The sequence below is a fragment of the Virgibacillus flavescens genome, assembly GCF_050574275.1.
Lineage (GTDB): Bacteria > Bacillota > Bacilli > Bacillales > Amphibacillaceae > Virgibacillus_F > Virgibacillus_F flavescens.
On record NZ_CP192260.1, the window covers coordinates 1,449,702 to 1,470,003 of the forward strand.

General features: G+C 39.5%; 15 protein-coding genes. 9 read left to right on the forward strand and 6 right to left on the reverse strand.

The window, feature by feature from the left end; translation table 11 throughout:
* Positions 1 to 43 precede the first annotated feature (43 nt).
* Positions 44 to 3,373 carry a GH36-type glycosyl hydrolase domain-containing protein gene (locus tag VBD025_RS06925; protein ID WP_430790612.1) on the reverse strand — a complete coding sequence of 1,110 codons (3,330 nt, stop codon included), beginning with the start codon at positions 3,371 to 3,373 and terminating at the stop codon, positions 44 to 46.
* A gap of 21 nt (positions 3,374 to 3,394) precedes the next feature.
* On the reverse strand, positions 3,395 to 5,557 hold the full coding sequence (locus VBD025_RS06930; RefSeq protein ID WP_430790614.1) for a glycoside hydrolase family 3 N-terminal domain-containing protein: 2,163 nt from the start codon (positions 5,555 to 5,557) through the stop codon (positions 3,395 to 3,397).
* Between the two features lie 279 nt (positions 5,558 to 5,836).
* Here VBD025_RS06930 and VBD025_RS06935 point away from each other — a divergent pair, with 279 nt between their 5' ends.
* The 4 genes from VBD025_RS06935 to VBD025_RS06950 all read left to right on the forward strand — a co-directional run bounded on the left by VBD025_RS06935 (position 5,837) and on the right by VBD025_RS06950 (position 10,278).
* On the forward strand, positions 5,837 to 7,081 hold the full coding sequence (locus tag VBD025_RS06935; RefSeq protein ID WP_430790616.1) for a sugar ABC transporter substrate-binding protein: 1,245 nt from the start codon (positions 5,837 to 5,839) through the stop codon (positions 7,079 to 7,081).
* 121 nt (positions 7,082 to 7,202) lie between these two features.
* The gene (locus tag VBD025_RS06940) at positions 7,203 to 8,102 is read left to right on the forward strand and encodes a carbohydrate ABC transporter permease (protein WP_430790618.1); all 900 of its coding nucleotides are present in this window, start codon (positions 7,203 to 7,205) and stop codon (positions 8,100 to 8,102) included.
* 48 nt (positions 8,103 to 8,150) lie between these two features.
* Positions 8,151 to 8,948 (forward strand): carbohydrate ABC transporter permease, encoded by a 798-nt coding sequence (locus VBD025_RS06945; RefSeq protein ID WP_430791300.1) that lies wholly within the window; start codon positions 8,151 to 8,153, stop codon positions 8,946 to 8,948.
* 346 nt (positions 8,949 to 9,294) lie between these two features.
* On the forward strand, positions 9,295 to 10,278 hold the full coding sequence (locus tag VBD025_RS06950) for a LacI family DNA-binding transcriptional regulator (protein WP_430790620.1): 984 nt from the start codon (positions 9,295 to 9,297) through the stop codon (positions 10,276 to 10,278).
* Positions 10,279 to 10,412: 134 nt separating this feature from the next.
* Here VBD025_RS06950 and VBD025_RS06955 read toward each other — a convergent pair whose 3' ends face one another.
* The 3 genes from VBD025_RS06955 to VBD025_RS06965 all read right to left on the reverse strand — a co-directional run bounded on the left by VBD025_RS06955 (position 10,413) and on the right by VBD025_RS06965 (position 13,397).
* Complete coding sequence (locus VBD025_RS06955) at positions 10,413 to 11,369, reverse strand: acetamidase/formamidase family protein (RefSeq protein WP_430790622.1); 957 nt, start codon at positions 11,367 to 11,369, stop codon at positions 10,413 to 10,415.
* 85 nt (positions 11,370 to 11,454) lie between these two features.
* Positions 11,455 to 11,904, reverse strand: coding sequence for an Lrp/AsnC family transcriptional regulator (locus VBD025_RS06960; protein ID WP_430790624.1), 450 nt, complete (start codon positions 11,902 to 11,904; stop codon positions 11,455 to 11,457).
* Positions 11,905 to 12,005: 101 nt separating this feature from the next.
* A complete protein-coding gene (locus VBD025_RS06965; RefSeq protein WP_430790626.1) occupies positions 12,006 to 13,397 on the reverse strand; it encodes a hypothetical protein in 1,392 nt (463 codons plus the stop codon).
* 165 nt (positions 13,398 to 13,562) lie between these two features.
* Here VBD025_RS06965 and VBD025_RS06970 point away from each other — a divergent pair, with 165 nt between their 5' ends.
* The 5 genes from VBD025_RS06970 to VBD025_RS06990 all read left to right on the forward strand — a co-directional run bounded on the left by VBD025_RS06970 (position 13,563) and on the right by VBD025_RS06990 (position 19,180).
* Positions 13,563 to 14,021 carry a CoxG family protein gene (locus VBD025_RS06970; protein ID WP_430790628.1) on the forward strand — a complete coding sequence of 153 codons (459 nt, stop codon included), beginning with the start codon at positions 13,563 to 13,565 and terminating at the stop codon, positions 14,019 to 14,021.
* Positions 14,022 to 14,748: 727 nt separating this feature from the next.
* On the forward strand, positions 14,749 to 15,141 hold the full coding sequence (gene panD / locus VBD025_RS06975; protein WP_430790630.1) for an aspartate 1-decarboxylase: 393 nt from the start codon (positions 14,749 to 14,751) through the stop codon (positions 15,139 to 15,141).
* A gap of 431 nt (positions 15,142 to 15,572) precedes the next feature.
* On the forward strand, positions 15,573 to 17,390 hold the full coding sequence (locus VBD025_RS06980) for a cation:proton antiporter (RefSeq protein ID WP_430790632.1): 1,818 nt from the start codon (positions 15,573 to 15,575) through the stop codon (positions 17,388 to 17,390).
* Positions 17,391 to 17,426: 36 nt separating this feature from the next.
* A complete protein-coding gene (locus VBD025_RS06985; RefSeq protein ID WP_430790634.1) occupies positions 17,427 to 18,839 on the forward strand; it encodes a hypothetical protein in 1,413 nt (470 codons plus the stop codon).
* Between the two features lie 71 nt (positions 18,840 to 18,910).
* The gene (locus tag VBD025_RS06990) at positions 18,911 to 19,180 is read left to right on the forward strand and encodes a hypothetical protein (RefSeq protein ID WP_430790636.1); all 270 of its coding nucleotides are present in this window, start codon (positions 18,911 to 18,913) and stop codon (positions 19,178 to 19,180) included.
* Between the two features lie 832 nt (positions 19,181 to 20,012).
* Here VBD025_RS06990 and VBD025_RS06995 read toward each other — a convergent pair.
* Entirely contained in the window at positions 20,013 to 20,201 is a 189-nt protein-coding gene (locus VBD025_RS06995) for a hypothetical protein (RefSeq protein ID WP_430790638.1), read from the reverse strand.
* Positions 20,202 to 20,302 lie beyond the last annotated feature (101 nt).

A 20,302-nucleotide genomic window follows, 5' to 3' on the forward strand; every position in this document is an offset into this window, starting at 1 on the left:
ATTTGGAAAAAACTGGAGAAAGTACCAGGTACCTTTACATATCTTATAAATAGATTTCTATTTTATTTTCGTTTGGGGTTAGCAGCTTATCCAGACTAGCGCGCTCAACTATAAAGCCGCCGTCCCGATAAGGATTCGAAACGTAGTTGGTTTCTACGCTCTTACCGTTCACAACTACATGCTTATCGTCATGATTCAAGTGATAAATGAAAGTCACTTGATGATTCATAAATGTAAATTTAAACTGCAGTCCATTTAATTTAGCAGGTAATACCGGATCGATAATCAGGTTTCCAGCTTCCTGGCGAATTCCAAGCGAATTTGAGATTAACTGATTCATATAAATCCCTGGTCCACTTGAATAAATACGCCATCCACCCTTAACCGCAACAGAACCATCTCTTAATTTATCAAAGTTTTCCTGTGCTTCGTATCGCGTATTGAATTTCCCATCTGAACTACTGAAATAGCTATTGCTTTGACGAATTTCTGCGTTTGGCACAACGTCTCTGATCCCAATCGGGTTAATTACAGCCAATCCGCGCCACACTTCATCTTTTTGACCAAGCTTAGCCATTGCTTCCACATATCGAATATTGGCATGCACGTACTGCAGTCCAATTTCTCTTCCGAAGTTTGCAGCTTGTTCTGCTCGTTTAAAGTGCGTACTTACCCCACCGGTATACTTTGCTGGGCGATCCATTAGACGAACGCCGTCTGGGAAGTAGAGGTGTGTCTTAATTATTTCATCGTGCACTTTCGCATCTTCTGCTGTTAAAAGCTCACTAATTATACCTCGCATCATTGGCAATAACCGATAATTGATTCCGGTTTTTGAGTCTGTCGGATAGAGCATAAACTCTGCTTCACCCGGCTTTTCCATATAGACAAAGCCTGGAAGTACATCAGCATTATGGATATATCGCTTATAGTCGCGTTTAATACCAGCTGCTAAATCGTGTAATGCATCTGCTTCTTGCATGCTTGCTGCAGTCAGCGCTTTTGCCAGTTTATTAAGTACCTGGTACGTCAGTGCGACTGTCCAGCTTGAAACCATGAATTCCTTCAGCTGCGCGTTAGCTGGCTGCAGCGTATCATCCCAGTCCCCGTCCCCATAAGAGGATAGGTATGTCTCATGAATGAATTCCTCTTTTATATAGTCGATTGCTTTTTTGACATGCGCAAGGAGTGTATCAGTTTTGTCCGTAAATCCGAAACCTGTGCGCTCCGTATATGGAATTTTTTGCTCCAAAATAGCATAATCGTTTGTTGCTTCTAGGTAGTCAGCGACAACTTTTAATGGCCAAACAATGACATCGCCGTGACTTTCAGCTTGTTGAACAGAGCCATATTTATCAAACATAAACCATTGTGGCCAGTTGCCAGCATCCTCATATTGATGGGAGAAAACTTTTTCAATAATTTCTTTTACCGATTGATAGTTATGTGTAGCCATAAAGTACTCAGTTGGACCCTGACATACATCACGGGTTCCCCAGGCAGCACCAATATATTGTTCTAATCCACGTGGCACGGAAAAATGCACAAGCATATTGTGCGTGTACCACCATGCGGTAGCGTTCATTTTTTGAAGTTCTTCAGTTGGTGCAGCAGGGTTTGATAGTTCAAACCCTTTCATTACATCGCTAAAAAATGAGCGATAACGTTCGGTCTCTTTAGCAAAGTCTTTCTTCTCCCATGAACGATTCGCGCTATCTAGCAGCCCCTCTATTCCCATGACCCATTCACTGGAAGAGGAAACTTTTAAAATCACTAGGGAAGATTCATCGAGAGCATTTTCTGCTAAAAAATGTTCTTCCGCTAGTTGAATATCTGCTCCTTTTACATGCATTCGATAGGATAAATCAGGATAAATTTCAGAGCTGTCAGCAGCGGAATCTGCTGTAAACGTCAACGTATTGCCTGCTTTCTTCATTTGGAAAGGCTGTTCGTATTCATTGTTGTTCATCGTCACCTGGTTGGTTACCACGTAATTATATGCTTTACCACTAGCTGATTTTACTTGCAGCTGCACGTATGGCGTATCGACAGTTGTGAAATTCGTTATAATCAGCATGTCGTCATCAGTTTTGTAGTACCAGCGCGCATAATTAAATCCAAGCTCGAACATCGATGGCATCGTAAGCAGGTGGTAGGTGTTATCCAATTCGACATAGATTCTTTGACCAGAAGTTTTCATAATGTTTAACGGGTTTCGTACGTTTGACAGCATTTTATTCATTGAAGTATTGCCGATTGTCAGCTGTGAATTGAATATCCCATACATGAATGAAGTAGTCGTAATGGTGTCTTCCTTCAATTTATCATTTTGTCCGCTCATTAAAATATGTCCATGTGGACGTTCAACACGTTGTTCTTTTTCTTTTAAAATGACATGTTCATACGTATCTGTGAAAAAGGACAAGCGAGTTTCATCCTCGTATTCTTCCTGATGGCGGTCTGGGAAAAATTCGTTTATTTCTTCCTCTGTCATCGCCTTGGTTTGCAGGGTTGCTCCAATTGCTGAAGAAGTACGAATCTTATCAAGTTGCTGTTCAGGTTCGGTGCGTTGATTGTTTACTTCCGTCCATGCCTCCTGTACGTCTGTTTCGTACTCAAGTGACGTGACAGCAGAGGGGTGATCCGCTTTAAACAGTCCGTAAAATACAACTCTGTGGTGACCAGAAAGCGATAATCTTTCAGACTGCAGGGCAGTATATGCAAATTCATATTGATAGACTTCGCTTGCCAGATATTCGTTCGTCAATACTTCTGGTTGATTCGTGGTTTTAAAGGACTTCCCAAAAAATTGAAAGCCATCGGTAGAATAACTAGCTGTTTTGCTGAGGGACCCCTGCTGGATATAAAGATATCCGTCACTCATTGGCTGGTTTTGTCGCGTGCAGACAATATAACCTTTCTGTTTATCTTCAAAAATAGTATGGTCCATATACTGCGACATATATGCTTCATTGGAACGAACAGCTCCACGATCCGCAAGACCTAAATCCTGCCCGTAAATAATGTCAGCATTCGTATTTTCACCATTCAATTCAACATCCCAGAACCAGATACCTTTTGAAGATAGTCGGAATCTCACTTCATACTTCACGCCACATTCAGACCCCTGCCAGATAATACCGGAATCGTGCGTAGTTACGGTGCTGCTGGATTTCACTCCAAGTAATGGATAAACTTTTATCTCGCCTGATTCGAAAATGCGCAGGTAGATGTTATTTAATGCTCCGTCAATTTGATTGGACAGAACTTGATTGATCATTGTATGTTTATGGCTGATTTCATACAAATCACCACTGGATAAAAAGGTGAATTGCAAATCGTCTTCGTTAATTGTAAATTTTGCTTCAGACATACGGTATTCTCCTTCGGCTGTTTATTTTAATTCAAATGCAACTGCTTCTAAATCTCTGCTGTTCGATCCAATATAAGCAACAAATTTACCTGAGTCACTTGAAAAGGAAAGGTCTGCATGGTGATAGCGTAATTGTTCTTCTGTAATGGTAAATGTAGTTTCTTTTTCTTCACCTGGGAGCAGTGAAACTTTTTTAAAGCCTTTCAGTTCCTTTAATGGACGAACCACTTCGCCGACAAGGTCACGAATATACAGCTGAACAGTTTCATCCCCAGCGATATTGCCAGTATTCTTAACCGTTACACTCACTGTAATCGATTCATCAGCTGTCAATTCTGCAGATGAGATCTTCAGGTTCGTGTAGCTGAACGTTGTATAGCTCAGCCCGTATCCAAATGGAAATAGTGCCTCATTTGGAGCGTCCAGGTACTGTGAAACGTAGCGTTCCTGTGCGTCAGGAGCACCTTGTGGGCGACCTGTATTATGGTTGTTATAGTAAACAGGCACCTGTCCAACTGAATCCGGGAATGACATCGAGAGTTTTCCGGAAGGGTTTGCATCACCGAATAATAAGTCAGCGATTGCTGCTCCGCCTTCGGTACCTGGCTGCCAAGCTTCTAGTACCGCATCTGAATGTTCTAGAACACCATGTAAATCTAATGGTCGTCCATTAAATAGTACAGTTACAATTGGTTTATTCAGCTCTTTCATTTTCCTGATCAGATCAAGTTGTGCTTGTGGCAGTTTAATATCTGTCAGCGATCCAGCTTCACCGCTCATTTCGGAATCTTCGCCTAACGCTAACACAATAACATCTGCATCTTTTGCCGTGTTAAGTGCTTCACGCAGCTGATCCTCACTACTCGTTTCGACTTCACAGCCTTTGGAAATATAAAGGTTTGAAGAATCCATTTTCATTTTTAAGCCAGCATCCATTGTAGTGGCTTCTTCTTTTGAACCGAGCCATGACCATTGACCAAGAATGTCAGTGCTAGTGGCAAAAGGACCGATTAATGCTATCTTTTGATCTTTCTGTAATGGAAGGACTTCTTTATTTTTAAGTAAAACGGATGATTTAGTCGCAAGGTCTCTTGCAACTTTTCGATGTGCTTTACTCATAACGATTTCATTTTCAAGCTGCTCATTTGCTCCGCGATATGGATTTTCAAATAATCCAAGCTTTTCTTTTAGTTGTAAAATCCGTACTACGGCTTCATTCAGTATGCTTTCTTCGATATCTCCGTTTTCGATTAAGTCTTTTAAGTTATTAACATAACACGCAGTCATCATTTCAATATCGACGCCGGCTTTTATTGCTTTTAATGCGGCTTCTTTCTCATCAGCAGCAACACCGTGAGGGATTAATTCTTTTACAGCGCCCCAATCTGAAATAATAACTCCGTCAAAATTCCATTCGTCGCGAAGCAGGTCACGCATCAGTTGTTTATTTCCTGTTGCCGGAATGCCGTCAACTGTATTAAAAGCAGTCATTACCATTTCACAACCTGCATTTAGCGCAGCTTTATATGCTGGAAGATAGCTTTCACGAAGTTCGCGTTCAGACATATTAACCGTATTATAATCACGACCGCCTTCTGGAGCGCCGTACGCTGCAAAGTGTTTCACACAAGATGCAACGCGGAAATGGTCATTTGATAAATCACTCCCTTGAAACCCTCGAACCTGAGCTTCAGCAAATTGACTGTTTAAGTAGGAATCCTCACCGGTCGATTCCATAACTCTGCCCCAGCGTGGGTCGCGAACTAAATCAACCATTGGTGCAAATGTGACGTGGACACCTGATACCGCTGCCTCTTTTGCCGCAACTTCAGCACTTTTCTCTGCTAGTTCTAAATCCCACGAACAGCCAATTGCTAATGGAACAGGAAAGATTGTTTTATATCCATGAACAACATCGGACATAACTAACAGTGGAATTCCTAAACGATTATCCTTTAAATGTTCCTTTTGAATATTGATTACTTCTTTTGCTCCAGAAGCTCCAAGTACAGATCCGCTGTCGCGAACAACCGCATCGTTAATCCCCATACCGACCATTGGTCCAGTAATTTGTCCATTGTCAGCAGATCCTTTATAAAAAGGGGTAGCTAACTGCATAAGCTGCCCAATTTTTTCTTCTAACGTCATTTGTTTCATAAGAGATACTATAGTAGTAGTGTTCATTTGCGAAGCCTCCATGTCGAATGTAATATCAAAATAAGTGAAACGTTTCGATTAATGTATAATGGGATTATAAAGTTTATTTCAACAATGGTCAAACTTTTTATAATACTGTTTTACTTTGATATAAAAGGATAATACGCCTTTTACTTCGTATTGATTAAATAAAAAATAAAAAAATTCAAGAAAACAGTTGAAAGCGGATACAAGATTGATTATAATCAAATTATCGAAACGTTTCAATAGCGATGTAACTAAATAAACTAACAGGGGTGTTTTGCATTGAAGAAAACTAAGATATTATTTTTACTTTCGATTTTCGCTGTATTTGCAGTATTAAGTGCTTGTTCGGATGACAAAGGCAGTTCAGAAGGCGGCGGCAGTGATACAATTGAAGTATGGGCGATGGGTGAAGAAGGCAAGAAACTTGAAGAACTTACTAAGAAATTTGAAGAAGAAAATGAAGGTTTAAATGTAGAAGTACAAGCTATCCCTTGGGGTAATGCACACGATAAGTTATTAACGGCAGTCGCTTCTGGGAATGGTCCTGATGTACTTCAACTAGGTACAACGTGGGTTGCAGAATTTGCTGAGGCAGGTGCACTAAAGGATTTATCTGAGTATATGGATGAATATCCAGAATTTGCTCCTGAGAATTACTTTGAAGGTTCAAAAGCAGTTATGAAAAACGGAGAAGAAGTTGTAGGTATTCCATGGTACGTTGACACACGTGTTTTATACTATCGTACAGATATTTTAAAAGAAGCTGGATATGACAAGGCTCCTCAAACATGGGAAGAGTTAAAAGAAGCAGCTGCAACGCTTGCAGACCGTGGCGAAGATCAATATGGACTTGACATCGATCAAAACGATCAGATTACACCATTCATTTTTGCTTGGCAAAATGGATATGAAGCAGATTTAGAAAACAAAGATTTGAATTTTGATTCCCCTGAATTCATTGAGGCGATGGAGTACTATCATAGCTTCTTCAAAAAGGGTTACAGCCAAACGGAACAGGGTGGGGATATTGTACAAGCGTTTAGCAATGGCTCAAAACCTATGTTTTTCAGCGGTCCTTGGATGATTAATATTATTAATGATCAAGCTCCAGAAATTAAAGATAAATGGGCGACAGCTGTTATGCCTAAGAAGGAATCAAATACTTCCAGCATGGGTGGTTCAGTATTAACGGTCTTTAATTCCTCTGATAATGTAGATAATGCATTAAAGTTCATTTCTTATATGAACGAAGTGGAAACACAGATTGAATGGTTGGAAATTTCCAATACGCTACCAGCAAGAACGGAAGCATGGGAAGATCCGTTACTTACAGATAATCCTAACTACAAAGTGTTTGGTGAACAATTGAAAGATGCAAAAGCAGGAATTCAAATAGAAGAGTTCGAACGAATTGCTCAAGAACTGTTGAGTTCACTTGAACGTATTAATGCAGGTGGAGCGGATTTAGAGGAAGAAATGAAACAATTTAATAAAACAGCTCAGGAACTATTGGAAGAAGAATAAAATTAAAACAGGCTGTTGGTATATAGGTAAGAATGAATTGATATGGAGTCAATGAGCGGTTGCTTATACTCCATATTTCTTTTCAGATATATCATGTGCAATAATGATAGGTGGGTTAAAAATGATGGATATCGTTAAAAATAAATTTAAAAACAAGCATCCGTATATGTTTATTGCGCCTGCAGTAATTTTGCTGATGATATTTAGTGTAATCCCAATTATGATTGCATTTGTAATTAGTTTTACAGATCTTAATCTAAAAGGGTTAGCAGATTGGTCAAATATTAGCTTTATTGGCTTGGAAAATTATATCGAGCTTTTTAAAGATGATACTTTTTTAAAGTCTGCCTATAACACTGCATTCTATGTCATTATTGGTGTACCTCTTGTTATTTTCTTCTCATTAGGCATCGCGTTATTGCTGAATTATGGCAGCAATAAGCTATTCTCTTTTTTTAGATCTGTGTACTATATGCCTTCTATTACCAATATTATTGCGGTAGCTGTAATTTGGGGGTATTTATATAATACGGATTACGGACTTATAAACTACGTACTATCGCTTGTGAGTATAGATGAAGTACCATGGCTGCAGGAGCCAACGATTGCCAAAATATCATTAATTATTTTAGCAGTTTGGAAAGGTATAGGAATTAATATGATTATTTTCCTGGCAGCACTGCAAGGAATTCCTAAATCTTATTATGAAGCTGCTGAAATGGATGGTGCAAGCCGAATCAGAACACTGTTTCATATAACGTTACCGCTGTTGCGATATGCAACGTTCTTTGTAACGGTAACAACATTAATTGGATGGATGCAGTTCTTCGAGGAGCCTTATGTAATGACACAAGGTGGCCCATTAGACGGAACTATTTCAGTTGCCTTATTTATTTACCAGGAAGGCTTTCAGTTTAGTGAGTTCGGATACGCCGCTGCTGCTTCATTTATCTTATTTATTATGATAATTATTGTAACGTTAATTCAGTTTAAAGCGCGAAAATCAGATACAGAGTATTAAGGAAGGGTGAATCTAATGGCTACAGCTATGAAAAAAAGTAAAACAGAAATGCGAATTGTTACAACTATTATGGTGCTGGGCGGAGTCTTGGTTTCGATTCCCTTCTTATGGATGATCTCCAGTGCTTTTAAACCTGAAAATGAAGTGTTACAGCTTGTACCAACGTTGATTCCAGAGAATCCAACGTTAGATAATTTCATTAAATTATTTACGGAGTTAAATTTCCTTGTATACTTAAAGAATACATTAATCATCGTGTTCTTCTCGTTCATTGGATTACTATTTAACGCGATGGCGGGATATGGGTTTGCGAAATTTGAATTTAGAGGCAGAGAGAAACTATTCTATATTGTTTTGGCAACCATGATGATTCCTGGTCAAGTTACGATGATTCCTGTTTATTTATTACTGAATGAAATGGGACTTACGAACACGATGACAGGAATTGTATTACCAGGCTTAGCAGTTGCGTTCAGCATCTTTTTGTTCAGGCAATTTATGACAACTATTCCAACTGATTTAATAGAAGCGGCTCGCTTGGATGGAGCGGGAGAATTTTATATCTTTTTCCGCTTAATTATTCCGATCGCAAAACCGATATTTGCTGTACAGGGAATATTAACTTTTATTGCTGCATGGAACAGCTTCCTATGGCCGTTAATTATTGCAAACGATGAGAGTTTGTATACATTATCTGTCGGACTATCGTTGCTTCAAGGTCAATATGCGAATAACTTTGCATTGCAAATGGCTGGTGCAGCATTCATGGTTATCCCAATCATGATTATCTTTTCCTTTTTTCAAAAATATATTGTGGAAGGATTCACGATGTCCGGGATCAAGTAAAGGCTGTATTCGTAAAGTTTGGTGTTATTTCTATATATTGCGACGTAACATTAGGTTTATTATCTAAATACGTTCTAAAGCTGCCGTCCAGGATCGCTCCGGGCGGATGCGCACCTTAGGGCGCTGCTGGCAGTCGACTCCTGCGGGAGGCTCGCCAGCCACCCTAAGGTGCGCGAATGTCAGCAGCGGAAATCTCGTTGCTGTCACATTGAAGTTTGTCTCGGTAAAGTAGGTTACGTCGCAGTTTCACATCAACTACCTATTCATTTTATTATAAAAGCATCGTTCTATTTGAAGACAGACAAAGTAAAAAACGTATTGAAGAAGTTTATGGAGGAAGTTAATCATGGCAACGATAAAAGATGTAGCAAAGTTAGCAGGTGTGGCGATATCGACAGCTTCCTACGCATTAAATGACAGTGGTAAGGTCAGTCAATCGACGCGCGATAAAGTCGTGTTGGCAGCTAAAGAGCTGAACTATCAAAAGAATGGTTTTGCATCTGACTTAAAACGAACGAAAACGAATACAATCGCATTAATCTTGAGTGACTTGTCTGGACCTTATTATTCGGAGCTTATTAAGGGTGTGCAGGACGTTGCAACAGCAAATGGATATGATCTGATCGCCTGCAGTTCAATCGGTGGTCCGCAATCAACCGCAGTTAAATTTCTAAAAGAAAAACGGGTAGATGGTGTAATTATTCTAGCACATAATATTAGTGATGAAATTACATTGGAGTCGGCGAGAGAAGGCTTTCCACTTGTTGTGCTCGATCGTAAATTAAAAAATGAATATGTCGTTCATGTTGAAGTAGACAATCTTCAAGGTGGCTATACTGCGACAGATTATTTAATTAAGAAAGGCCATAAGCAAATTGCTTATATAAGTGGTCCGCTTAACTCGCATGATAATGAACTGCGATTTGAAGGGTTTTCTAATGCGTTAAAAGATAACGGATTAACCTATCAGTCTAAATGGAGATTGTCAGGTGATTTTACGCGTGAAGGTGGATACAGAGCAACGAAAATGCTGATTGCACAGCGTGACATACCAGAAGCGATTTTCTATGCGAATGATGAAATGGCAATAGGGGGCATGCAAGCATTTTACGAGAAGGGTATACGTGTTCCGGATGACATTTCTATTATTGGTTTTGATGATATACAACTGTCAGAGTATGTAACACCTTCTTTAACAACAATGAAACAGCCTAAATATGAAGCTGGAGCATTATCCATGCATCTCATTTTCCAAATGCTATCAGGTGAAAAAGTGAACCACAATTACAAGCTAGCAACAGAACTCGTTGAACGAAAATCAGTCAAATAAAAAGGGAAAATATGGGGAATGTACCAGGTACCGAAACAAATTAGAAAAAGATAGTCTGTGATTAAATTCACAGGCTATCTTTTTAAATTGGAAAAAAATGGGTAAAGTACCAGGTGCCGTTCTATCCGCCCTGGCTATTTAAAAATAGCGTTGGGCAGGAAGGCGGAGACGAGCATGTTTGGTATGTCGACGATTTCGCTGATGCGGAGGTCGACTGCGACGCTGCACAGCATGTAAGCTTCCTGATCGGACATCCCGTAAGTATCGACGATATGTTCAATCATATAGCGAATCGCATTCTTAGAGGCTTCGGTAAGGTTCTCACCATGCCCTGTCGTAACATAGTAACCTTTGCTGTCTGCTTCCGGTGTTGGTGGACCGGGAATTTCATAGCGCGGCTCAGCGATGGTCTTTCCTTTATGCAATTTGAAGCGGACTGTCGTTTCCATCGATGCTTCGATAGCTGTTCCGCATACTTCGCCATCTCCCTGTGCTGCATGCGTGTCGCCAATGGAAAATAATGCTCCGTCTACTCCAACTGGTAAATACAATTTTGTTCCCCGTGTCAGATGACGAATATCCATATTTCCACCATTTTTCCGCGGTGGCACTACACTAAAGTTTCCTTCTTCCGGCAATGCAACACCAATCGTTCCCGGGAAGGGCTTAATAAACAAATCAATACCCGGTAGAAATTCTGTCGTGTTGGAACGGGATAAGTCATAGGTTTTCAAAAAAGGTTCGTTGAATTCATCTGCAAGGAGTCCAAATCCAGGGATAATACCTGTCCAGCCCCATTCAAGCTGACGAAAGTTCAGCATTTCCACTTCGAGCGTATCTCCAGGCTTGGCACCTTTAACATAGATAGGACCAGCAACCGGATTAACTTTCGCAAAATCAAGATCGACCAAATCAGCGGAAGTGGATTTTTGAGAAAATTGACCACCTGAGCATTCGAGAATATCATAAGTGACGGTTTGACCCGAATCTACTTCTGCGATTGGCTCAATATCTTTGTCCCAGCCATAATGCATATGCGATTTCATATCATGAATAGTCATATGTGTATGATTATGATGGTGTATACTCATCTGAAATTCACGCTCCTAAACCAAATTGGAAAAAACTGGAGAAAGTACCAGGTACCGTTGAACTCCGTTGAACTAACTTAAAATCTTAAAGCTTATACCCTGTCCGGCTTTTAAACCGTTTTAGGAGTATGGAGCTTTCTACGCGTGTTATTCCTTCGACTGCGTATAATTCGTTATTTATGAATACCTCAAGCATTTTAAAGTCCTCTACCAGCACATGCATATGAAGCGTGCTCGGACCGGTCATCTGATACACACTTGCGACGCTTGGATTATCTGCGAGATTTTGTGCGACTTCCTGCAGCTGCTTCGGTTCGACGTCTACTTCAAAGAAAGCAGAGACGTTTTTCCCGAATTTTTCTGAGTTGATCACAACTGTAAAATTCTCGATCACGCCTGTTTCTTTAAGGTTTTCAATTCTGTCTTTCACTGCTACGCGCGAAAATCCGACTTTTTCTGCAAGTTCTACATAGGACAATCTTCCGTCCTCGATTAACTCTTCAATAATTTTTCGATCAATATCATCATATTTCATAGCTGCATTCTCCCGAAAATTTTTATTTGTTTGATTACTCTTTATATTATCAGAAAATGAGAGTGCAAACAAAAGATTTTTGGGTAAAATGTCTTATATCACTATGAACGTTTTACCATATCTATATATAATTGCTGATACGCTTTATGTTCATCGTTCATTCCAAGCTCGTCATAAAGCTTTGCAAGCCATTGGACAGGCTTTGGATCGTTTTCGCGGAGTTCCATGTCCCAGCTCATGCAGTCAATCGCTAACCGAGGCTGATGGAATTCATGATAAAGCTCCCCAAGACGCTGCTGTTGATTAGGATCATCTGTAATCTGAACCATTTCGTCAATCTTTGCGAAAGTTGGTTCCGTAATCTCGTTACGCAATGGCTTTGCCCATTCCTGAATATACGTCAGATTATGGTTGTCCATTAGTAAAGAAATAGTTTGATTCAGCGTATCTTCTACTTGTGGATCCTCTGATTTAGATAAAGTAAGGATCAACTTTTGCAATCCTTCTGGTGATATAGAATCTGAAGCTATTCCGTGCTGTTTCACCATATCAAGCAATTTCTGTGATTGCAGCGGCTCGAGTGTAAGGTCCTGTTCGTTTAGTAACGTCAAAATGCCTTCCAGTTTATCGTTCTCAATGCTTGCGTTTAGTAAATCGGAATGCAATTGTTTGATATGAAGGCCACGCGTGTATAAATCCTTCAGGAAATAGAACCGTTCTTCTCCATCAAAATGGTCATTCACCATGGATAAAAGTGATTGATAATCCTCGACTTTTTGCGTGTGGACTACTTGATCGATATAGATCGTAATCGCATCGACCCAGCGATTCTGTTCTAAATAAATAGCCAGCAGTTTCTGAAAAGGCTGCTCATTGTGCTTGGAGGAATATAGCTTTCTCTCAACAAAGATTTCGTCTCTTGCTAAGGTTTTAATATCGCTGTTCTTGTATAAGTCAGCGTATTTGGTAAATGCCATATCACCTGAAAAGGTAGTAACTACGGTATGATTTGGCGCGATTTCCTTAAGGAGCGTTAAAATACGATAACAGGAAAGCAGTTTTCCATCACGGCGTTCTTTATAGAACAACGTTTCGATAAAGTCAGCTATTTTATCTTTTTTTATGAAGGATTCAAAGTACTTAGCTATTAAAGCAGCTTCCTGAGGTGAGTATTGTTTCTGAATTTTTTTAAAGAGATCGGCATCTTCATGTTTCTTAAAGTGTGGATGTGGGGATACTATGGATACAATCAGTGGGTGAGGAGGATCCAATGTTATACCTTTTGTAAAACAATCAACCACATGCGAACGAGTGGGTGTTTTCTCAGGTATAAGATAGTTTAAAAACTGTTCCTTGTAAAAAAACAAGTAGTAGGTCTGGTCCTGTTCATCGGTTGCTTCTATAACTTTACTTTGTTTATAGACGCCCATTCGTTTAATTTCTAATTGGTTCGATTCCTGCTTATCGCGTACAATAATCGTTGGATTTAGCATAATCAACCTCCTTATCGTTACTTTAATGATAACATAAAACAGAGCGTGCAGGAGGAAATATCTTTACCAATTCGTGAGTTATGGCTTCTAAATCGCAAATTTGAGCATATACTAAAAAATGTGCTAAAATTAGCTTGAAGCTTACTTCCAAGGAGGTTCGTTATAATGCCAAGCGGAAAACATCAACGGAATATTGATATTCCTATTGAAAATGTTTGGAATTTTGTTAGTGACATGAACAATTGGGCACCACTCGTGCCAGGATATGTTGAGCATAAAATTCTCAATGAAAAACAATCAACATGGAAATTTAAAGGTGATTTAGGAATTGTAAAAAAAACAGTTAAACTGAAAATAGATATTACAGAATGGAACGAACCAACTACCGTGCGTTTTAAGCTGACGGGTTTGAATGAAAACTTCAAAGGTGACGGATATTTTGAAGCGGAAAAGTTAAGTGAAACGAATACGAACATGACCGGCAGTCTGACGATAAACGCAAAAGGTTTATCAGGACCGCTAATTAACTCGGTCCTCAAGTCATACGTTCCAAAGACAGCAACAGATTTCACCGACGCGGTTGCAGATAAAATTATAGAAGTTGAAACAGTTTCAAATTATTAAAAAGCACGAACACGGGCCTGTGCTGTTGGCCTGTGTTTTTCTTTACGTAACTTTCGCCCATTGAAAATTTAAGTTCTTGTAGATTCGTAATATATTTCTTGACACTTCGTATTTGATGGGAACTGCGAAATAACTTACCACTTTGGGAATACGGCGATATGACAGCAACGAGATTTCCGCAGATGGCAGTCGCGCACCTTAGGGCGGCTGGTGAGGCTCCTCGTGCTGTCACACTCCGGGGTCTCACCTATGCCTGTCCTCTTGGCCACTGAAAAAGGGTTAAATGTGGTACAAATATGTGCATCTACAGTCGCATCTTCGAATATACTTCGCTTTCCACGGGCACGGCTTCAGTCTCCTCGGATAAGCAAAGTTCGCTTTCCTGCGGGGCCTTCAGCTCGCGCTGTTCCCGTAGGAGTCTTCGTATATTCGAAGATGCTAAGTTAATGGTGAGAAATTAAATTTTATAAATCTACTGCTTTTCAGTCACCTTGTCTGTCTTCCCGCAGGAGTCGACTGCCATCCGCTCCATTCTCTAGATGAATGATGGATGTCACCGATTTTTTAACCTCACACCTGATAGCACGTCGGATGCCGAGTTTTGCTTATACCAAAAAATATAAAAGTTTGTAGAAAAAAGTATCGAAATTGTCTAAAATAATTGAAGATTCCCCCTGGTTCCTTTATACTTGCTTGAAATGAAAGCAGATAAAGGGAGGCATTATTCATGCAACGCTTAATGTGTAAAGGGAAGATTCATAGAGCTACAGTGACAGAAGCGGAACTTGATTATGTTGGAAGTATAACGATTGATTATAAGTTAATGGAAGAAGCGAATATTAAACCATACGAGATGGTGCAGATCACCAATCTGAAGGATGCTACCAGATGGAAAACGTATGCAATACCTGCTCCGGAAGGTTCTAATCGAATTTGTTTAAACGGTCCGCCGGCTCATTTATTCTCACCTGGGGATATGGTTATCATTTTGAGTCTTGGAATGATGACAGATGAGGAAATTGAGGACTTAAAGCCGAGAGTGGTATTTGTCGATGAAAATAACGAGATTACGAGTGTTGAAGAACATGATTTACACTGGCCGAAAGGTGTAAAAGTATAAATAAGTAATGTGAAAAAATCCAGCTGGTTTAGGAAACCAGCTGGATTTTTTTGTACAGCTTGTTTATCTTTTGAAAATAGCAAGGCGACGAGACACAGTACTGTGGTTTTGTGGCTGAAGGTAAAAGTAGTACAAAATAAGTGAATCTATGTTCGAAGAAGCGATCGTAGATTCACAGAATTAAATTCTTTAGTTTACTTTTTCAATAGTTACAAAATGACTTGTCGGTAACCAAGTTTTTTTGATTCTTCATGCTCATTCGACACCTCACCAAATAAAACAATTGTAGGTATATTCCGCCTATTTTCTTCTGCGAAAGGTTGTGACAAGGTTTTTCGATCATTCTATCCAATCAGGCAAACAATTTGATTGTAATACAGGCTAATCTTCGGTACTCTATTTTTAATATAATAACGTAAAGTAGGTGTTTTATGGAGCATCATTCAGTAACATCCCTCATGATTGTTGTGGGGATTGCATTCTTTATCCCAATTATTTTACAGAAATTTAATTTACGGTTTATTCCAGTGGTTATTGCCGAAATTATTGCTGGATTAATTATAGGAAAAAGCGGTTTTAATATCATTTTAGAAGATCCGATGCTTGAGTTACTCTCGCTGCTGGGCTTTATTTTTCTAATGTTTATCAGTGGGCTGGAAATTGACTTCGGCGTATTTAAAAAGAATAAAAGGAAGGTCGAAAACGCACCAAACCCTGTGAAGGTTTCGATGGTAATCTTTTCGTTAATTATCAGTGTATCATTTGCCTTATCCTATGTTTTGGTAATGATGGATCTGATTAAAGATCCATTCCTGATGACGCTGATTATTTCCACTATATCACTAGGTATTGTGGTGCCAGTTATAAGAGAGAAGAACCTAACAGATGGAGTTATTGGACAAATTATTCTGCTCGTAACTGTAATTGCAGATTTTACAACGATGATTCTTTTAACGGTATACGCCATGTTCATTGATCAGGAAGGGTTAAAGGTATTACTGTTATTAGTTCTGTTTATGGCTGTCTTTCTGGCTTACCGACTTATTAAAAAATACTTTAAATTTGAGTTGTTCGAAAATCTTCTTAAAGGCACAATACAGCTTGGAACGAGAGGAGTATTTGCATTAATCCTATTATTTGTTTCACTTTCAGAAACAATAGGTGCGGAAAATATTCTTGGCGCGTTTCTGGCAGGCGTGATTATTTCTTTACTTGCCCCGCGAAAAGAATTTATCCACCAGCTGGATTCTTTCGGGTTTGGATTTTTCATTCCCATATTTTTCGTAATGGTTGGTGCTAGGTTAGATATTTGGGCATTATTTGTAGACAGTAAAATTTTATTATTGATGCCGATTCTGCTCCTCTTTATGTATATCGCTAAAATAGTTCCAGTACTTGTACTGAAAAAGTGGTATTCCTGGAAAGAAGTCCTTGGAGTAGGGATTCTGACCACTTCGAAATTGAGTCTCGTTGTGGCGGCTTCATCGATAGCCTTAGAACTTGGCGTTATTAATGAGGTGCTTAATGGTGCCATTATTTTAGTATCCATTTTAACATGCTTAATTTCACCAATTACTTTCTCAAAAATATTCCCTGAAACGAAAACTGCTTCAAAGCAAATGGAGATTTCTATTATCGGCGCCACTCCTGCAACGTCATTGGTGGCAAGAGATAAGATGGAGGAAAAAGCAGTAGTACGCCTTTACAGTACCCAGGAAAAGAAAGATAACGAAAAAACGTTATTTCCTCACATATTTGTACATGAATTAACGATTGAACAGTTAGAGGAGCATAATGCTTTTAATGTAGATAAGATTGTAATTGCGACACGTGATGATGCAACCAATATGGAACTTGGGCGTCATGCAAAAGAGTACGGAATAGAAACAGTGATTATGCGAATTGAAAATAGATCGCTGCAGGATCAGTTAACCGATGAAGGGTTTACCGTGTACTCGACATTGTACTCAACGAGAACACTTTTAAAAGCACTCATCGATAACCCTGGTCTAGTTCGTCTAATTACGAATCATAATAAAACCATTAAAGAAATAGTAGTAAATAGTTCTACGTATAACCAGCAGCCGATTACGAATCTTTCCTTTTTAGGGGAATCCCTGATTTTACACATCTATCGACACGGTAAGGTGGTCATTCCGCATGGTAATACCAATTTGGAATACGGGGATCGACTGCTGATTAGTGGAACCACTGAAGATTTAAGTGAGATTCAAAGGGAGCTTGCATAATCGGAAATTTAATTTAACAACGAGGAGATCATGTGAATGAAGCGTTTTACCATGATAGGCCTAAGATTATCCATAACCTTCTATACGCTGCTGCACTTTATCACGTATTTTTATGAAGTCGACTATTTACTTTATGTGCTATCGGTAAGTGGACTGCTAACAGTGATTTTCACAGGACTAATGTTGACGATAAAGCAATTTAAATTACCATTTTTTCTGTTTCTTTCAGGTGTAACTGTTTTGATCTTAGCAGAGGGTTCGATTTTTACCGGCTTATATAAAGGGTTCCTGCAAATGCGCAGTATCATTGGTTTGCTGGTTATTGTCCCAATGATAGGATGGGTGCTGAGAGAAGAACCTTATATTGAAAAAGTTTTGGCATTCACCCATAAAGGAATAGATTCCAGTCGTAAATTCTATTTTGGAATTGTTTCGTTTACCCAAGTGATTTCCTATTTCTTACTATTTGGATCGATTCCAATGATGTATCAATTTATTACCACCATTTTAAAAAATCAACGTGGCGAAGCGTGGGAAAACTTTAAAGGTACTGCGCTGCTCCGTGCGTTTGCACTATCAACGCTTTGGGTTATCAGTATTCCGAGTTTTATATTTGCGGTGGAAACGATGGGGGCATCCCTGTGGGTCGCAGTTCTCCAGGGTTTTGGAATAGCTGTGTTAGGAACAGTGATAGCGGTTATTTTTTCTTATTTTCAGGAAAAGAAATATGGAATTAATTTAACTGCTGCACTGCAAGAGGAAATCAGCTCGGTGCTAAGCGATCATACCAACAAAAAAGAAGTAAAAAAGAAAGTAATAGAGTTTGCAATTCTGTTTGTTTCGTTGTTTGGAACGATCTTTTTGCTGCACGCTATTTATGCAACTAAACTTATGCTAACAATCCCGATTGTCGTTGTAATATGGACGTGTATTTATTATCTTATTAAAAAAAGAATGAAAAACTTAATGCTTGAAGGACGCGATCATTATACGAAAGGGATGGCTAATCAAGCATATCAGCTGTGTGTATTACTCTCAGCTGGTGTTGTGATTTATGCGCTGAATCAAACTGGATTCGGCGATGTTGTAATCAACGGGATACGCTATATACAGGAAATTTTCCCGTTTATTAATTTCCTTTATTTGCTGCCGTTCATCGTGATCATTCTCGGTTTCCTTGGGCTTGGTCCATTAACTGTAATGGTGCTGGTTGCCGGGCTGCTTGAATCGATTTCACTTCCGTATCCACCAGAACTAATCGTGCTGGCGATAACTTCCGGGAGCGTAATATCAATTCTGCTTTCTCCATTAATTATGCCTGTTATTGTATTGAGTGCATCGAATGGGCTGAGTTTGTTTAAAAATGGTATTCAGTTTAATCTGCGCTATTCGATTATTTTTTATATTGTTGTACAGGTATATGTACAGACTATGATCCATTTTTGGTAAGTGTATGGTTTTTAAAAAAGATGAGTGGGGAATAGTAGTGGTAGGAAGATTATGATGAAAGGATGAACTTTATGAAGAAACTCGAAGCGTACTACAGAACGGAAAGTAATGCGGAGACTGCGAAGGCAAAACTTGAAACGTTAAAAGTGGAGAATGTATTTGTAGAACGAATTCCTGAGATGGAACGAAGCGGCTTGATGGATATTATTAAGGATATGTTTACTGATAAAATGAAGGATAACCATGATCCTCAGGTGCTTTATGCTGATGTTGCGGAAGCGGATTTTGCAGAGGCAACGAGGATTGTTAAGGAAAGCGAAGGGCATGTTTCGATGAAATAACCTGCGCGCAAGCGATTACTTGGACTGCTGTCGTAGTTACTGAAAAGATAACTGTGTACAAAACTTGTAGATATACTATCGCATTTTCACTATACTGCGAAGTAACTTACCTTACCTGAAATAAACTGCGATGTATCAGCAACGAGATTTCTGCAGATGGCAGTCGCGCACCTTAGGGCGTCTGGTGAGCCTCCTCGTGCTGCGCGTTATGGCCACTGAAAAAGGTTCATGGAATACGAATTATGTGGATCTGCGATCGCATCATCGAATTCACTTCGCTTTCCGCGGGCACGGCTTCAGCTTCCTCGGATAAGCAAAAACCGCTTTCCTGCGGGATCTTCAGCTCGCGCTGTTCCCGCAGGAGTCTCGTGAATTCGAAGATGCTGTGTTTAGGTGCTAAAGTCAATTTTTTTAAAATCTACCACTTCTCCAGTGGCCATCTGCTCCAATCTCTAGTAAAAATATGGAAATCACAGATTTTTAAGTGCACACTCGATAGCTATGTCTATTTAAGAAGGCATTATTTGAAAGAATTAACAAATAATTATTAGGTGAATAGCTTTACCAGTCCAGGTGAGAGGAGGGCGGTGACTCCTGCGGGAACAGCACGAGTCTGAAGGCCCCGCAGTTTAAATGAGGAAGGCAAACTAAACCCGTCCTTTGCGGACAACGTTTGCATACCCCTTGTCGGGGCAAGGAGACTGAAGCCGTGCCCTAAGGTGCGCATCCGCCCGCAGCGATCCTGGACGGCAGCTTTAGAACATGTCTTTATTATTAAAGTTATTGCACGGGTTACAAGTATAAAAGTAAGTACACTTTTATATCATCCGCTCTACTTGAATTTCTCTGGTTCTTCTACATGCAATTCAAGAAAACCACAATTTGAACACACGTAACAAGGACTTATGTTACTCATCGTTTTTGCGGTTGGTTTTACGTCTGCTCTGTAAACTCTAAATGGATGACTGTCTATTTTAGCTTCAGTCATTACTGACCCGCATTTAGCACAATTTTTTTCCATTACTACACCCCCTGATAGTAGGCAAAATCTCCACAATTTACATTTCACTCATGTTTCGGTACCCAAATAAAAAGGCAGCATACTAAATCACGCGTGATTTA

What these genes read in the sequence shown, in the direction of transcription:
- VBD025_RS06925 (WP_430790612.1), bottom strand. Translation starts at nt 3,373, where the DNA reads ATGTCTGAAGCAAAATTTACAATTAACGAAGACGATTTGCAATTCACC.
- VBD025_RS06930 (WP_430790614.1), bottom strand. Translation starts at nt 5,557, where the DNA reads ATGAACACTACTACTATAGTATCTCTTATGAAACAAATGACGTTAGAA.
- VBD025_RS06940 (WP_430790618.1), top strand. Translation starts at nt 7,203, where the DNA reads ATGATGGATATCGTTAAAAATAAATTTAAAAACAAGCATCCGTATATG.
- VBD025_RS06945 (WP_430791300.1), top strand. Translation starts at nt 8,151, where the DNA reads ATGCGAATTGTTACAACTATTATGGTGCTGGGCGGAGTCTTGGTTTCG.
- VBD025_RS06950 (WP_430790620.1), top strand. Translation starts at nt 9,295, where the DNA reads ATGGCAACGATAAAAGATGTAGCAAAGTTAGCAGGTGTGGCGATATCG.
- VBD025_RS06955 (WP_430790622.1), bottom strand. Translation starts at nt 11,369, where the DNA reads ATGAGTATACACCATCATAATCATACACATATGACTATTCATGATATG.
- VBD025_RS06960 (WP_430790624.1), bottom strand. Translation starts at nt 11,904, where the DNA reads ATGAAATATGATGATATTGATCGAAAAATTATTGAAGAGTTAATCGAG.
- VBD025_RS06965 (WP_430790626.1), bottom strand. Translation starts at nt 13,397, where the DNA reads ATGCTAAATCCAACGATTATTGTACGCGATAAGCAGGAATCGAACCAA.
- VBD025_RS06970 (WP_430790628.1), top strand. Translation starts at nt 13,563, where the DNA reads ATGCCAAGCGGAAAACATCAACGGAATATTGATATTCCTATTGAAAAT.
- panD (WP_430790630.1), top strand. Translation starts at nt 14,749, where the DNA reads ATGCAACGCTTAATGTGTAAAGGGAAGATTCATAGAGCTACAGTGACA.
- VBD025_RS06980 (WP_430790632.1), top strand. Translation starts at nt 15,573, where the DNA reads ATGGAGCATCATTCAGTAACATCCCTCATGATTGTTGTGGGGATTGCA.
- VBD025_RS06985 (WP_430790634.1), top strand. Translation starts at nt 17,427, where the DNA reads ATGAAGCGTTTTACCATGATAGGCCTAAGATTATCCATAACCTTCTAT.
- VBD025_RS06990 (WP_430790636.1), top strand. Translation starts at nt 18,911, where the DNA reads ATGAAGAAACTCGAAGCGTACTACAGAACGGAAAGTAATGCGGAGACT.
- VBD025_RS06995 (WP_430790638.1), bottom strand. Translation starts at nt 20,201, where the DNA reads ATGGAAAAAAATTGTGCTAAATGCGGGTCAGTAATGACTGAAGCTAAA.